The following is a 13,657-nucleotide window of genomic DNA, read 5'->3' on the forward strand; positions in this document are numbered from 1 at the left end:
GCGATCAGTGACCATATAGGCTTTGTTACCAGCGGGTCGGCTCATCCGGTGCTGCCGGTTCGACGGCCAGCGCATGCAGGCCGGCATCGAGTTCCGGTTTCAACAGGTCGGTGATCGCCCTGTGGCGCGCCAGCCGCGACATGCCGGAAAATTTTGCCGAAACGATCCTCACCCGCATGTGGGTTTCGCCGGTGCCTGTGATATCGGGCTGATGGCCGGCATGCAGATGGCTTTCGTCGACGACGCTCAGGCGCTCCGGCGCGAAGGCTTCGACTAGTTTTTCTTCGATGCGGGTTCGCAGGGTCATCGTCCGGTCTTGCTTCGCGAAAAAGGTTCCCACCAAGCCAGCAACAAACCCGTTTGTCAATTCTTGTTGTCGCCTCGCGACAGCCTCATAATTAGCACCGCCATGAGACTTGATTCCAAATATTTCGATCGCATCCGAACACGCCGCAAACGCGAGCAGGAGACAGAGCAGGCGCCGCCTACCTGTCAATGGGACGGCTGTGACAAGAAAGGCTCGCATCGCGCTCCTGTCGGACGCAATGCGGAAGGCCAGTTCTTTTTGTTCTGCTTCGAGCACGTCAAAGACTACAACAAGGGCTACAATTATTTCTCCGGTCTGTCGGACGGCGAGATCGCCCGCTACCAGAAAGAGGCGATCACCGGCCACCGGCCGACCTGGACCGTCGGCGTCAACAAGTCGGCGAAGGACAGCCCGCTGCATTCGGAGGTCCGCTCCGGCGCCTATAGCCGCGTTCGCGATCCCTTCGGCTTCGTCAAGGAAGGCGGCAAGGGCAGCGGGCCGCGTTTTCCCCAGGCGCGCAAACTGAAATCGCTGGAAAGCAAGGCCTTCGATACGATGGGTCTCGATGCCAATGCGACCTCGGCGGAGATCAAGAGCCGCTACAAGGAACTGGTCAAGAAGCACCATCCGGATGCCAATGGCGGCGACCGCGGCTCGGAGGAGCGTTTCCGCGCCGTCATCCAGGCCTATCAATTGTTGAAGCAGAACGGTTTTTGTTAATTCCCGTCCTTGCTCTTGGGCTTCAATCGGGTATGGTCCAAATCGGCTGAGGCCGCAGGCAAACGCGGCTCATATTTGTGCGTTTTCCCGACATCGCCTCCGCCGACCTTCCGGACGCGGCGTTTCTTGTCCGGGACTCTTTCAAGAATGCTCGCACGCGGTCATTATCCCGCCGAGGTTTCGTTTCAGTCCCGGAGAAGCATCGCCGACGTTCCGACCTGGACGGGCGCGGAATAAAATCGCGGCGTCACGGTTGCGACATGGCCTGAGACAGTATGGCCGGGTGGCATCACCCGCCTTGGAGACATGATGAGCAAGATCGACCTCGATATTTCTGAACTGCCCGATACCACCGTTTCGGTCCGTGAGGCCTTCGGCATCGATTCCGACATCCGCGTTCCCGCCTACAGCAAGGGCGACGCCTATGTGCCGGACCTCGACACCGATTACCTGTTCGACCGCGACACGACGCTCGCCATTCTTGCAGGCTTCGCCCATAACCGCCGCGTGATGATCTCCGGCTATCACGGCACGGGCAAGTCCTCGCATATCGAGCAGGTCGCGGCGCGCCTCAACTGGCCCTGCGTGCGCATCAACCTCGACAGCCATGTCAGCCGTATCGATCTCGTCGGCAAGGATGCGATCGTCGTCAAGGACGGGCTGCAGGTCACCGAGTTCAAGGACGGCATCCTGCCCTGGGCCTATCAGCACAATGTCGCGTTGGTCTTCGACGAATATGATGCCGGCCGCCCCGATGTGATGTTCGTCATCCAGCGCGTGCTGGAATCCTCCGGCCGCCTGACATTGCTCGACCAGAGCCGCGTCATCCGGCCGCACCCGGCCTTCCGCCTGTTTGCGACCGCTAATACGATCGGTCTCGGCGACACCACCGGCCTCTATCACGGCACGCAGCAGATCAACCAGGCGCAGATGGACCGCTGGTCGATCGTCACGACGCTGAACTATCTGCCGCATGATCACGAAGTGAATATCGTCGCCGCCAAGGTGAAGAGCTTCGGCAAGGACAGGGAAGGCCGTGACACCGTTTCGAAGATGGTTCGTGTCGCTGATCTGACGCGCGCCGCCTTCATGAATGGTGATCTCTCCACCGTCATGAGCCCGCGTACCGTCATCACCTGGGCCGAGAATGCCGAGATCTTCGGCGATCTCGCCTTCGCCTTCCGCGTCACCTTCCTCAACAAGTGCGATGAATTGGAGCGTCCTCTGGTCGCCGAGCACTATCAGCGCGCCTTCGGCGTCGAGCTGAAGGAAAGTGCCGCCAATATCGTTCTCGGAGCCTGAGACCGACCGATCATGGCAGCTCGCGGTGACAATTCGAAAGCAAAGCCCGGCGCGCCCGTCGACGTCGAGCCATTGCGCCGGGCGATATCCGGCTGCGTGCGCTCGGTCGCCGGCGATGGCGATGTCGAGGTGACCTTCGCCAATGAACGGCCTGGCATGACCGGCGAGCGCATCCGGCTGCCGGAGCTTTCCAAGCGGCCGACGGCGCATGAGCTGGCGGTCACCCGCGGGCTCGGCGATTCCATGGCGCTGCGCCTTGCCTGCCATGACGAGAAGATGCATGCGACGATGGCGCCGCAGGGTTCGGACGCCCGGGCGATCTTCGATGTCGTCGAGCAGGCGCGCGTCGAATCGATCGGCGCTCTGCGCATGGAGGGCATGGCGACCAACCTGCGCTCCATGACCGAAGAGAAATATTCCAAGGCGAACTTCACCGGCATCGAGCGTCAGGAAGACGCACCGGTTGGCGAAGCCGTCGCGATGATGGTGCGCGAGAAGCTGACCGGTCAGCGCCCGCCTGAAACCGCCGGCAAGGTGCTCGACCTCTGGCGCGGCTTCATCGAGGAGAAGGCGGGCGCCGAACTCGACAATCTGTCGGGCGCGATCAACGACCAGCAGGCCTTCGCCAAGGTCATCCGCAACATGCTGTCGGCCATGGAAATGGCCGAGGAATACGGCGATGACGATAACGACGCCGACAATGACGACCAGTCGGATCAGGAAGACCAGCCGAGCGGCGACGAGCAGGATCAGGACGAGGTCGACGAGGATGCCGGCACCGATGCCGCCCCGGTCGAAGACAGCGAAGTCGCCGACGAGCAGATGGAGGACGGCGAGACCGAAGGCGCCGAAATCTCCGACGACGACATGATGGAAGAGGGCGAGGACGATTCGGAAACGCCGGGCGAGACCCGCCGTCCGAACACGCCTTTTGCCGATTTCAACGAGAAGGTCGATTATCACGTCTTTACCGCAGAGTTCGACGAGATCATCACCGCCGAGGAACTTTGCGACGCCGCCGAGCTCGAGCGTCTGCGCGCCTTCCTCGACAAGCAGCTGGCGCATCTGCAGGGCGCGGTCGGCCGTCTCGCCAACCGGCTGCAGCGCCGCCTGATGGCGCAGCAGAACCGCTCCTGGGATTTCGACCTGGAAGAGGGTTATCTCGATCCGGCCCGGCTGCAGCGCATCATCATCGATCCGATGCAGGCGCTGTCCTTCAAGATGGAGCGCGACACGCAGTTCCGCGACACGGTCGTCACCCTTTTGATCGACAATTCCGGCTCGATGCGCGGCCGGCCGATCACGGTTGCCGCCACCTGCGCCGATATTCTCGCCCGCACGCTGGAGCGCTGCGGCGTCAAGGTCGAGATCCTCGGCTTCACCACCAAGGCCTGGAAGGGCGGGCAGGCGCGGGAAAGCTGGCTTGCCGGCGGCAAGCCGCAGACGCCGGGCCGCCTCAACGACCTGCGCCACATCATCTACAAATCGGCCGACGCGCCGTGGCGGCGGGCACGCGCCAATCTCGGGCTGATGATGCGCGAGGGCCTGCTTAAGGAAAATATCGACGGCGAGGCGCTGATCTGGGCGCATAACCGCCTGCTCGCACGCCGCGAACAGCGCCGCATCCTGATGATGATCTCGGACGGGGCGCCGGTCGACGATTCGACGCTGTCGGTCAACCCGGGCAATTATCTCGAGCGGCACCTGCGCGCCGTCATCGAACAGATCGAGACACGCTCGCCGGTGGAATTGCTGGCAATCGGCATCGGTCACGACGTGACGCGCTACTATCGCCGCGCCGTGACGATCGTCGATGCCGACGAACTTGCCGGCGCGATGACCGAGCAGCTCGCCTCGCTGTTCGAAGACCAATCCACCCAGCCGCGTGGCGGCCGGCTCCGCCGTGCCGGCTGACGCCGCTGGAAGGAATCGCCCGGAATGACCGTCAGGCGCCTCTGCCGCCTGGCGGCGATCGTCCTCAGCACCGCCGCCGCAGGCGCTTCCCCGTCACGGGCTGGCGGCGAAGTTCCGGTCATTAGCCGGCAAATCTCCGACTTCAGGATCGGCTCTTCCGAGACGCGCTTCGGTTCGCTGGAATTTCTCGGCGGGCTGGAGATGGTGTCCAGCAGGGCGCTGTTCGGCTCGCTTTCCGCCATCCGCTTCCGGCCGGACCAGAAACATTTCGTCGTGGTCCTCGATACCGGCCAATGGCTGACCGGCAGCATCGAGCGCGACATCAAGGGCAGGCTTTCCGGCCTTTCCACTGTCGAGATCACCCCGATGAAAAACAGCGCCGGGCGGAGCTTCGAGGGCAAGGGGCATATGGATGCCGAAGGCCTGGCGTTTGATGGCGACAGGATCCTGGTCTCCTTCGAGCAGGATCACCGCGTCGATGTCTATCCCGATCCGGGCTTTGCCGAATCTCGCGCGATCGGCACTTTGCCGATCCTCATCCCGCGCAAGATGCTGAGCGACAATCGCGGCATCGAGACCATCACGGTGGCGCCGGCATCGAGCCCGCTCAAGGGCGGCGTGGTCATCGTCTCCGAACGCGGTCTCGACAGCGACGGCAACCGGCTGGCGGCCATTCTGAGCGGGCCGCTGAAGGGGCGGTTTGCGGTCGCGCGCGACGGCAGCTTCGACGTCACCGATGGCGCCTTTCTGCCGAACGGCGACCTGCTCCTGCTGGAACGCCGCTTCAATATGGCCGAAGGCATCGGCATGCGCCTTCGGCGCGTCAAGGGCGCCGATATCAGGCCCGGGGCCATCGTCGACGGCGAACTTTTGCTCGAAGGCAATTTCAACTCGCAGATCGACAATATGGAAGGGCTCGACGCCTTCCAGGCCGCCGACGGCACGACCCATATCATCCTGGTGTCGGACGACAATCATTCGATCCTGCAGCGCAATCTGATGCTGGAGTTCCGGCTTTCCGAGCCGGCCGAACATAAAGCGTCAAACTGATGTCATAGGTCTCGGCTATCCCGCCCCGCGGCATAATGGCTAGAACAGGATGATTTTAGGCTCGGCCTAAAATCTGAATCCTGTTCTAAATTAAAGAGTTAGAGCATGATGTCGCCCGAAAACCGCTGACACTTTTCGGCATCATGCTCTGCCTTGCGGAGGAAATCATGGTGCATATTCACGTCATGGGCGCGTCCGGTTCCGGCACGACATCGCTCGGCCTTGTGCTCGCCGAGAGGCTCGATATCGCCCATCTCGACACCGACGATTTCTTCTGGCTGCCGACAGATCCGCCCTTCACGACGACGCGGGATGCCGACCAGCGCATCCGGCTGCTGCTCGAGGAGACGAGCCGGCCGGGTGGCTGGGTGCTTTCCGGATCGGCGCTGAAATGGGGCATGCCGCTTGAGCCGCTCTACGATCTGATCGTCTTCCTCAGGATCGAGCCGGAGCTGCGGATGGCGCGGATTCGCGCACGGGAGGTCGCCCGATACGGAGACAGGATCGGGCCGGGCGGCGACATGGAGGTGAAAAGCGGACAATTCCTGGAATGGGCGGCAAGTTACGACACGGCCGGGCCCGAACGCCGCAGCCTTTGCGCGCATGAGCAGTGGCTGGAAACGCAGACGGCGCCGGTTCTGCGGCTCGATTCATCGCATGAGATTGACGACCTGGCTGCGCAGGTGCTTCTGCATCCTGCCATCGCCGCCGGAGCGGTCCGGCGGCGTCGGTGAGCTGAATCAGCTGGCGCGGGCGGCCTGCATCGGCCGCAGCACATTCATCAGCGCGCCATAGGGCAGGAGCATGACGAGGCCGACGATCATCTTGACGGCGAAATCGCCGATCGCCCAGGAGATCCAGCGCGGTGCCTCGGCGGCAAAGACGCCGAGGATGGGGGCCGCTTCAAGCGCGAAGGGCTCGTTCGGGCCGAGGAAGACGAAAAACGCGGCGAAGGACAGCGAGAAGAACATCACCGTATCGAGCGCCGAACCGATCAGCGAGCCGACGAGTGGCGCGCGCCACCAGGCCTGGCGGCGGAGGCGGTTGAAGACGGCGATATCGAGCAGCTGGCCGGCGAGATAGGCCGAGCCGGAGGCGATGGCGATGCGCGGCACTGACGTGAAGAAGGACAGTGTCACGCCGACGACGAAGCCGGCAAAGACGACCTTGCGGGCTGCCTGCGGGCCGAACTGGCGGTTGGTCAGATCGGTGATCAGGAAGGCGACCGGATAGGAAAAGGCGCCCCAGGTCAATATATCGGCAAGGTTGATGCCGGCGACTTCGGCGTTCAGCGGAAACTGGACGAGGAAGTTGGAGGCGACGACGACCAGCGTCATCAGCGCGACATAGGCGATGGTATAGCGGGTCTTCAGCATTTTTTTATCCTGGGTGATGCCACCAGTTGGAGTGCTCAGGCAAAACAAAAGGCTTGACCGGAGGTCATCCGTGCAAGCCTTTCGAAGCCGTATGAAAGAAGGCGGAAGCTTAGGCAGCAACAGCCGCTTCAGCGGTCTTCTTGACGATCTGGCGGCGCAGCAGGCGTGCGCGCATCGACAGTTCGGTTTCGCTGGCCTTCAGCAGGAAGGCATCGAGGCCACCGCGATGCTCGACCGAGCGAAGGGCAGCAGCCGAAACGCGAAGACGGTAACGCTGGTTGAGAGCGTCGGAAATCAGCGTGACCTGGCACAGATTCGGCAGGAACCGGCGCTTGGTCTTGTTGTTGGCATGGCTGACATTGTTACCAGTCAGGACGGCCTTGCCGGTCAATTCGCACACGCGGGACATGGAACACCTATTCTTGTTTTTCTCGGGCCATCGAATTGCCATTCCCGGCAAAACCGGGCGCGCAATCCAACGGGCATGATTGGAAAGTTGCGGTTCTATAGTCAGACAGGCTGGCCGCGTCAAGCCAAACCTTGGGCTTTCCCGCAATTCTGTCAAAAAGCTGCTGTTTTCTTCCCATCACGGCAGGAGTATAGAGCGCTCTAGCAAAGGCTGCCGGCGCGCGGCAAGACAAGGCTTGATTCATGGCTCATTCGGGCAGACGGATTTTCATTTCGGCCATCGCAGCGCTGCTTGCCATACCGGCATCGGCGGCCGAAATCCAGCATCGGACGGAATACCGGGTGACGCTTGCCGGCCTGCCGATCGCGCGCGCCGCGTTTCTGACGAAGATCGAGGACGATCACAGCTATAACATTGCCGGCAGCATCAGCTCGGCCGGTCTAGCCGACCTGGTGACGACGATTTCGGCCAAAACCAGCGTCACCGGCGTCGTGCGCGATGACCGGCTGCAGGCGCAGAATTATTCGCTCTACTACAAGAGCGGCAAGAAGGCCCGCGTCTACGAGGTCAGCTACCGCAACGGCAACATCGTCTCGGCGACGACGACACCGCCGCCGAAACGTCCGAAGAACTGGATCGACGTGACGCCGCGCGACATGCGCTCGGTGCTCGATCCGATCTCCGGCCTGGTCTTCACCGGCGACACCAAGGTCTGCTCGCAGACGCTGCCGATCTTCGACGGCGAGACGCGCATGGATCTGGTGCTGTCGCCGAAGGGCGACGAGGACTTTTCGACCAACGGCTTCAAGGGCAAGGCGGTGGTCTGCGGCGTGCGCTTCGTGCCGCGCTCGGGCTACAAGAAGGGCCGCAAGGATATCGTCTATCTCAGCAAGAGCGACCGGATGGAAATCTGGTTTGCCAAGTCGGATGCGGCAAATGTATACGCTCCCGTCTATGTGCGCATTCCCACCGAATATGGGATGGTGACGATCACTGCCGTCAAATACGGCAGCAGCTGACGGAGTTGATGCCTCCGTCAAAGGGGGACGGGTGAAACTTCGCGCGACATTGATCGGTTTTACCGCCATCCTGATGTGGTCGTTCCTGGCGCTGTTCACCGCCGCCTCCGGCAAGATGCCGCCGTTCCAGCTTTCGGCCGTCTGCTTTGCGATCGGCAGCCTGCCCGGCCTCGCCGTGCTTGTCGTCAACCCTTCGCGGCTGGCGCTGCTGAAGCAGCCGGCCAAGGTCTGGATCACCGGCATCTCAGGGTTGTTCGGCTATCATTTCCTCTATTTCACCGCGCTCAGGAACGCGCCTGCCGTCGAGGCGGGGCTGATCGCCTATCTCTGGCCGCTGCTGATCGTCGTCGGCTCGGCGTTGTTGCCGGGCGAACGGCTTCGCTGGTATCATGTTACCGGCGCTCTTGCCGGGCTCTGCGGCACTTTCCTGATCGTCGGCCGCAACGGCATCGATTTCAACGGCGCCTATGCCGTCGGCTACGGCGCCGCCTTCCTCTGCGCCTTCACCTGGTCCGGTTACTCGCTGCTGACCCGGCGCTTCGACGCCGTCTCCACTGATGTCGTCACCGGCTTCTGTCTGGCGACCTCGATCCTGTCGCTCCTCTGCCATCTCGGCCTGGAGACGACCGTCTGGCCGGCAACGGCTTTCGAATGGCTCGCCGTCGCCGGGCTCGGGCTGCTGCCGGTTGGTGCCGCCTTCTACGCCTGGGACCACGGCGTCAAGAACGGCGATATTCAGATCCTCGGCGCGGCCAGTTATGCCGCACCGCTGCTGTCGACGCTGATCCTGACGCTGTTCGGCTTTGCCGAGCCGAGCTGGCGCATCGCGGCTGCCTGCCTGCTCGTCACCGGCGGGGCGGTGCTCGCTGCCCGCGATATGTTCCGCCGCAAGATCCAGCCGGCCGTTGCGGCGGAATGATTTCAGCCGCCGGGCGTCCAGCCTGCCGGCGCCATCTCGAAGCTCGAAAATTCGAAGCCGGGTGAGACGGTGCATCCGACAAGGGTGAAATCGCCGAGGCTTTCGGCCGCTTGCCACCAATTGGCGGGAACGATCGCCTGCGGCCGCTCGCCGGCGGACAGATTGGTTCCGAGCGTCAGGGTCTCGCTTGCCGTTCCGTCTTCAGAGCGGTGCAGCGAGAGCGGCGCGCCGGCGTAATAATGCCAGACCTCTACCGCGTCATGGACGCGATGCCAGTGCGAGCGCTGCCCTTTGGTCAGGAGGTAATAGATCGCCGTCGAATGGCCGCGTTCTCCGCCTGCCGTGTCGCGAAAGGTCTCAGCGTACCAGCCGCCTTCCGGATGCGGTTGCATGACGAGTTCGCGGATGATGTCCTCAGGCGACATCAGAAATTATCCTTGCGCTTGCGGATCTCGGCAAAGACTTCCTCATTGGTCTTGCCTTCCATCAGCAGATTGCGGCGGATCGCCGGATCGGCGGCGCGCAGGAACGGGTTGGTTTCCTTTTCCAGCCCCAGCGTCGTCGGAATGGTGAACTTGCCGTCGGCGCGCAAGGCCTCGATCTCGGCGGCACGGCCCTTCAGCCGTTCATTGCCGGGATCGACCGTCAGTGCGAAACGGGCGTTGGAGAGCGTATATTCGTGACCGAAATAGATGGCGGTCTCATCGGGCAGCACGGCAAGCTTCTGCAGCGAATGCCACATGTCGGCGGCGGGGCGTTCGAACAGGCGGCCGCAGCCGAGGGCAAACAGCGTGTCGGCGGCAAAGAGCAGCTTGTCGTCGACGAAGTGATAGCAGATGTGGCCGGCAGTGTGGCCAGGTGTCTCGATGACATTGATCGTGTGATCGCCGAAAAGGAAGCTGTCGCCATCGGCCATCGTCCGGTCGAGGCCGGGAATGGCAATGGCTTCGTTGATCGGGCCGATGATCTCGCAGCCGAACTGCTCCTTCAGCGCCAGATTGGCGGCGACATGGTCGGTGTGGTGATGGGTGGTAAAGATATGGGTGATCTTCCAGCCGCGGCGGGTGGCCGCTTCCAGGATGGGCGCCTCCTCCGGCGCGTCGATCGCCGCGGTAAATCCTGTTTCCGGGTCGTGGACGAGAACGCCGAAATTGTCGGTGCGGCAGAGAAAAACGTCCAATTCCAAAGGTTTCATCGTGCAATAGTCCCTTGTCATGCGAGTCTCGCGGAAATGTAGAGGGTCCGGCCTTGAAGTCCAACCGCCCGCTGATAACATTTGTCGCAATGCACGCCGATATCGTCGACCTACGCCAGTTCTACCACTCCGAGCTTGGGCGTCTTGCCGAGCAGTCGATCGCCATGGCGTTGTCGTCGCTCTGGGTGCGGCTGCCGCAGGAGCGGCTGGTCGGCCTCGGTTATGCCGTGCCCTTCCTCGACCGCTTCCAGGCCGACACCGAGCGCACCTTCGCCTTCATGCCGGCCGGGCAGGGCGCGGTGAACTGGCCGATGGGCTCGCTCTCGTCGACGACACTGGTCTTCGATGAGGAATTGCCGCTGCCGGATTCCTCGATCGACCGGGTGCTGATGGTGCATTCGCTGGAATTCGCCGAAAGCCCGCGCGAGACGTTGAAGGAACTCTGGCGGGTGCTGGCGCCCGGCGGACGGCTGGTCATCGTCGTGCCGAACCGGCGCGGCGTCTGGGCGCGGATGGAACATACGCCCTTCGGCTCGGGCCGGCCCTATTCCCGCGGGCAGCTGACGGCTCTGCTGCGTGAGACGAATTTCACCCCGGGCGCGACGGCCGAAGCGCTGTTCTTCCCGCCCTCGAAGCTCAGGACCATCTTGCGGCTTCGCCGCGCCTTCGAGCGGATCGGCCGGACGCTGTGGCCGGCCTTTTCGGGCGTCATCATCGTCGAGGCGCAGAAGCGGCTCTATCAGGGGCTGCCGGTCGCCGCGCGCGCCTCCCGCCGCGTCTTCGTGCCGGTTCTGGCACCCCATGGCGTGCCGACCACACGCAATCGCTGACGCCCTCCCGGCTCTCGACAAGAACGGCATTCCGCTTTAATGCCACGTCATCATTTCCGGCAATTCCAAGGTCGACCCATGAGCGTTGAGATGAGCAAGCCCGTTCCGCGTCCCGGTATTCTCGATATCGCATCCTATGTGCCGGGCAAGGAACATGCGCCGGGGGTTGCCCGCGTCTACAAGCTTTCGTCCAACGAAACGCCGCTCGGCGCCAGCCCGAAGGCGATCGAAGCCTGCAAGGCGGCTGCCGACCATCTGGGGCGTTATCCCGACGGGCAGGCGGTGGAATTGCGCGAGGCGATCGCCGCCGTGCACGGCCTCAATCCGGCAAACATCCTCTGCGGCAACGGTTCCGACGAGGTGCTCGGCCTGCTCTGCCACGTTTATCTCGGCGCCGGCGACGAGGGCATCATCACCGAGCACGGTTTTCTCGTCTACAAGATCCAGATCCAGGGCGCCGGGGCCACGCCTGTCGTCGTCAGGGAAAAGGATCACACCGTCGATGTCGATGCGATCCTTGCCGCGGTGACGGAGAAGACGAAGATCGTCTTCATCGCCAATCCCGGCAATCCGACAGGAACCTATGTCCCGGTCAGCGAGATCCGCCGCCTGCAGGCCGGGCTGCCGAAACATGTCGTCCTGGTGCTCGATGCCGCTTATGCCGAATATGTGCGCCGCAACGATTATGAAGCCGGCATCGAGGTCGTGTCTTCCAATGCCAACGTGGTGATGACCCGCACCTTCTCGAAGGCCTACGGACTGGCGGCGCTGCGTGTCGGCTGGATGTATGCGCCCGCCGAGATCGTCGACGCGGTGAACCGCGTGCGCGGGCCCTTCAATCTGAACGCGCCGGCAATCGCCGCCGGGGCCGCGGCCATCCGCGACCAGGCCTTCGTCCAGCAGGCCGTCTCCTTCAACCAGACGTGGGTAGAAACGCTCACCCAGGCCCTCGAAGCGATCGGTCTGAAGGTGACGCCGTCGGTCGCCAATTTCGTCCTCATCCATTTCCCCGAGATCGACGGCAAGCGCGCCGCCGATGCCGACGATCTGCTGACGAGCCGGGGCTACATCCTGCGCGCCGTGCGCAGCTACGGTTTTTCCAATGCGCTGCGCATGAGCATCGGCCCGGAAGAGGCCAATCGCGGCGTCATCGCCGCCCTCACCGAATTCATGGGACATAAGGCATGAACGTGCAGTTCGATCGTATCGCGCTGATCGGCATCGGTCTGATCGGCTCTTCGCTTGCCCACGACATCCGGCGGCTCGGCCTTGCCAGAGAGATCGTCGTCGCCACTCGCAGCGCCGAGACGCTGAAGCGAGCCGAAGAGCTTGGCCTCGGCGACCGCTACACGACCTCTTCGGCGGATGCAGTCGAGGGTGCCGATCTGGTGATTGTCTCGGTGCCGGTCGGCGCTTCGGAAAGTGTGGCGAAAGAGATCGCGGCTAGCTTGAAGCCGGGGGCCATCGTTACCGATGTCGGCTCCACCAAGGCCTCAGTGATCGCGCAGATGCAGCCGCATATTCCGGCCGGTGTGCATTTCATTCCCGGCCATCCACTGGCCGGCACCGAAAAATCCGGCCCGGATGCCGGCTTTCCCGGCCTTTTCGAGAGCCGCTGGTGCATTTTCACGCCGGTCGCGGGCACCGACGAAACGGCGTTGAAACGGCTGCGCAGCTTCTGGGAAGCGCTCGGCTCGAAGGTCGACGAAATGGATGCGCAGCATCACGACAAGGTGCTGGCGATCGTCTCTCACCTGCCGCACCTCATCGCCTACAATATTGTCGGCACCGCCGACGATCTGGAGACAGTGACGGAATCTGAGGTCATCAAGTATTCTGCCTCCGGATTTCGCGATTTCACCCGCCTTGCGGCCTCCGACCCGACCATGTGGCGCGATGTCTGCCTGCACAATCGCGATGCGATCCTGGAAATGCTGGCGCGTTTCTCGGAAGATCTCGCCTATTTGCAGCGCGCGATCCGCTGGGGCGAAGGCGACAAGATTTTTGAACTCTTCACCCGCACCCGCGCCATCCGCCGTTCGATCATTCAGGCAGGCCAGGATGTGGATGCACCCGATTTCGGCCGGCCGCATCCACTGGAAAAGAAATAGCGATGGTGGAAATCGCGAAGCCCGGCCTGACGGACAAGGACTGGCTGTTTTGCGAGGACAATCATGTGGGCAAACAGTGGGTTTTGCGCTGTATCGATCTCGGCGAATACTTCGTCGCCCGCAAACAAGGTGAGATTGTCGGCTTCCTGCGGTTTTCCCGCTTCTGGGGCAGGATTCCCTATCTGGAAATGATCCGTGTGCGGGAAGGCCATCGCCGGTCCGGCGTCGGTACGGCGCTTTATCGTGCCTGGGAAGGTGAGATGCGTGAGAGCGGCGCGCGTCTGCTTATGACATCGAGCGAATGCGACGAAAGCCGTCCACAGGACTGGCATCGCCGCAACGGTTTTTCCGAAACCGGATCGATCGAGCTTCCCGGCATCCAGACGGTGCCGGAAATCTTCTTCCTCAAGAAACTTGACTAAAGCGCGTCGCATCAATTTGATTCATGCGACGCGCTTTAGCCTTTTGTTTTGCATGTCGTTGTCCGGAACCGCTGCACACTTCC

Annotated in this window: 16 protein-coding genes; 11 read left to right on the plus strand and 5 right to left on the minus strand. The window is 62.6% G+C overall.

Annotated elements, in window-relative coordinates; genetic code table 11:
• Positions 1 to 25: 25 nt before the first annotated feature.
• Positions 26 to 307, minus strand: coding sequence for a BolA family transcriptional regulator (locus FHX14_RS05350; RefSeq protein WP_012559142.1), 282 nt, complete (start codon positions 305 to 307; stop codon positions 26 to 28).
• A 102-nt stretch (positions 308 to 409) separates the two neighbouring features.
• Here FHX14_RS05350 and FHX14_RS05355 point away from each other — a divergent pair, with 102 nt between their 5' ends.
• From FHX14_RS05355 to FHX14_RS05375, 5 genes are all read left to right on the plus strand, one after another.
• Entirely contained in the window at positions 410 to 1,027 is a 618-nt protein-coding gene (locus FHX14_RS05355) for a J domain-containing protein (protein WP_003589932.1), read from the plus strand.
• Between the two features lie 309 nt (positions 1,028 to 1,336).
• Positions 1,337 to 2,329: a cobaltochelatase subunit CobS gene (cobS, locus tag FHX14_RS05360; RefSeq protein WP_003589933.1), complete on the plus strand. Its 993-nt coding sequence runs from the start codon at positions 1,337 to 1,339 to the stop codon at positions 2,327 to 2,329.
• Positions 2,330 to 2,341: 12 nt separating this feature from the next.
• Positions 2,342 to 4,243 carry a cobaltochelatase subunit CobT gene (cobT, locus tag FHX14_RS05365; RefSeq protein WP_184376510.1) on the plus strand — a complete coding sequence of 634 codons (1,902 nt, stop codon included), beginning with the start codon at positions 2,342 to 2,344 and terminating at the stop codon, positions 4,241 to 4,243.
• 24 nt (positions 4,244 to 4,267) lie between these two features.
• Complete coding sequence (locus tag FHX14_RS05370; RefSeq protein WP_003589935.1) at positions 4,268 to 5,293, plus strand: esterase-like activity of phytase family protein; 1,026 nt, start codon at positions 4,268 to 4,270, stop codon at positions 5,291 to 5,293.
• A 167-nt stretch (positions 5,294 to 5,460) separates the two neighbouring features.
• On the plus strand, positions 5,461 to 6,027 hold the full coding sequence (locus FHX14_RS05375) for an AAA family ATPase (RefSeq protein WP_003589936.1): 567 nt from the start codon (positions 5,461 to 5,463) through the stop codon (positions 6,025 to 6,027).
• A 6-nt stretch (positions 6,028 to 6,033) separates the two neighbouring features.
• Here the strand turns inward: FHX14_RS05375 and FHX14_RS05380 are convergent, their stop codons facing one another.
• The gene (locus FHX14_RS05380; protein ID WP_184376511.1) at positions 6,034 to 6,669 is read right to left on the minus strand and encodes a VUT family protein; all 636 of its coding nucleotides are present in this window, start codon (positions 6,667 to 6,669) and stop codon (positions 6,034 to 6,036) included.
• Between the two features lie 109 nt (positions 6,670 to 6,778).
• Positions 6,779 to 7,078: a 50S ribosomal protein L28 gene (rpmB, locus tag FHX14_RS05385; RefSeq protein WP_003589938.1), complete on the minus strand. Its 300-nt coding sequence runs from the start codon at positions 7,076 to 7,078 to the stop codon at positions 6,779 to 6,781.
• A 242-nt stretch (positions 7,079 to 7,320) separates the two neighbouring features.
• Here rpmB and FHX14_RS05390 point away from each other — a divergent pair, with 242 nt between their 5' ends.
• Positions 7,321 to 8,097: a DUF3108 domain-containing protein gene (locus FHX14_RS05390; RefSeq protein WP_003589939.1), complete on the plus strand. Its 777-nt coding sequence runs from the start codon at positions 7,321 to 7,323 to the stop codon at positions 8,095 to 8,097.
• Positions 8,098 to 8,128: 31 nt separating this feature from the next.
• Entirely contained in the window at positions 8,129 to 9,016 is an 888-nt protein-coding gene (locus FHX14_RS05395) for an EamA family transporter (protein WP_184376512.1), read from the plus strand.
• Between the two features lie 2 nt (positions 9,017 to 9,018).
• Here the strand turns inward: FHX14_RS05395 and FHX14_RS05400 are convergent, their stop codons facing one another.
• Both FHX14_RS05400 and gloB read right to left on the minus strand, forming a co-directional pair.
• A complete protein-coding gene (locus tag FHX14_RS05400) occupies positions 9,019 to 9,441 on the minus strand; it encodes a cupin domain-containing protein (protein ID WP_184376513.1) in 423 nt (140 codons plus the stop codon).
• Positions 9,441 to 10,211: a hydroxyacylglutathione hydrolase gene (gene gloB, locus FHX14_RS05405; RefSeq protein WP_012559134.1), complete on the minus strand. Its 771-nt coding sequence runs from the start codon at positions 10,209 to 10,211 to the stop codon at positions 9,441 to 9,443. Before gloB ends, FHX14_RS05400 begins: the two co-directional genes overlap by 1 nt.
• A 53-nt stretch (positions 10,212 to 10,264) precedes the next feature.
• Between gloB and FHX14_RS05410 the strand changes: the two genes are divergently transcribed.
• From FHX14_RS05410 to FHX14_RS05425, 4 genes are all read left to right on the plus strand, one after another.
• Positions 10,265 to 11,041 (plus strand): class I SAM-dependent methyltransferase, encoded by a 777-nt coding sequence (locus FHX14_RS05410; protein ID WP_003589943.1) that lies wholly within the window; start codon positions 10,265 to 10,267, stop codon positions 11,039 to 11,041.
• A gap of 90 nt (positions 11,042 to 11,131) precedes the next feature.
• Positions 11,132 to 12,229, plus strand: a complete 1,098-nt coding sequence (gene hisC, locus FHX14_RS05415; protein ID WP_184376514.1) for a histidinol-phosphate transaminase — start codon at positions 11,132 to 11,134, stop codon at positions 12,227 to 12,229.
• On the plus strand, positions 12,226 to 13,152 hold the full coding sequence (locus FHX14_RS05420) for a prephenate/arogenate dehydrogenase family protein (protein ID WP_183692721.1): 927 nt from the start codon (positions 12,226 to 12,228) through the stop codon (positions 13,150 to 13,152). The genes hisC and FHX14_RS05420 overlap by 4 nt, the downstream gene beginning before the upstream one ends.
• A gap of 2 nt (positions 13,153 to 13,154) precedes the next feature.
• Positions 13,155 to 13,574: a GNAT family N-acetyltransferase gene (locus FHX14_RS05425; RefSeq protein WP_183692723.1), complete on the plus strand. Its 420-nt coding sequence runs from the start codon at positions 13,155 to 13,157 to the stop codon at positions 13,572 to 13,574.
• The last annotated feature ends 83 nt before the right edge of the window (positions 13,575 to 13,657 follow it).

The sequence above is a fragment of the Rhizobium sp. BK619 genome (assembly GCF_014195245.1).
Taxonomy (GTDB): Bacteria; Pseudomonadota; Alphaproteobacteria; order Rhizobiales; family Rhizobiaceae; genus Rhizobium; species Rhizobium acidisoli.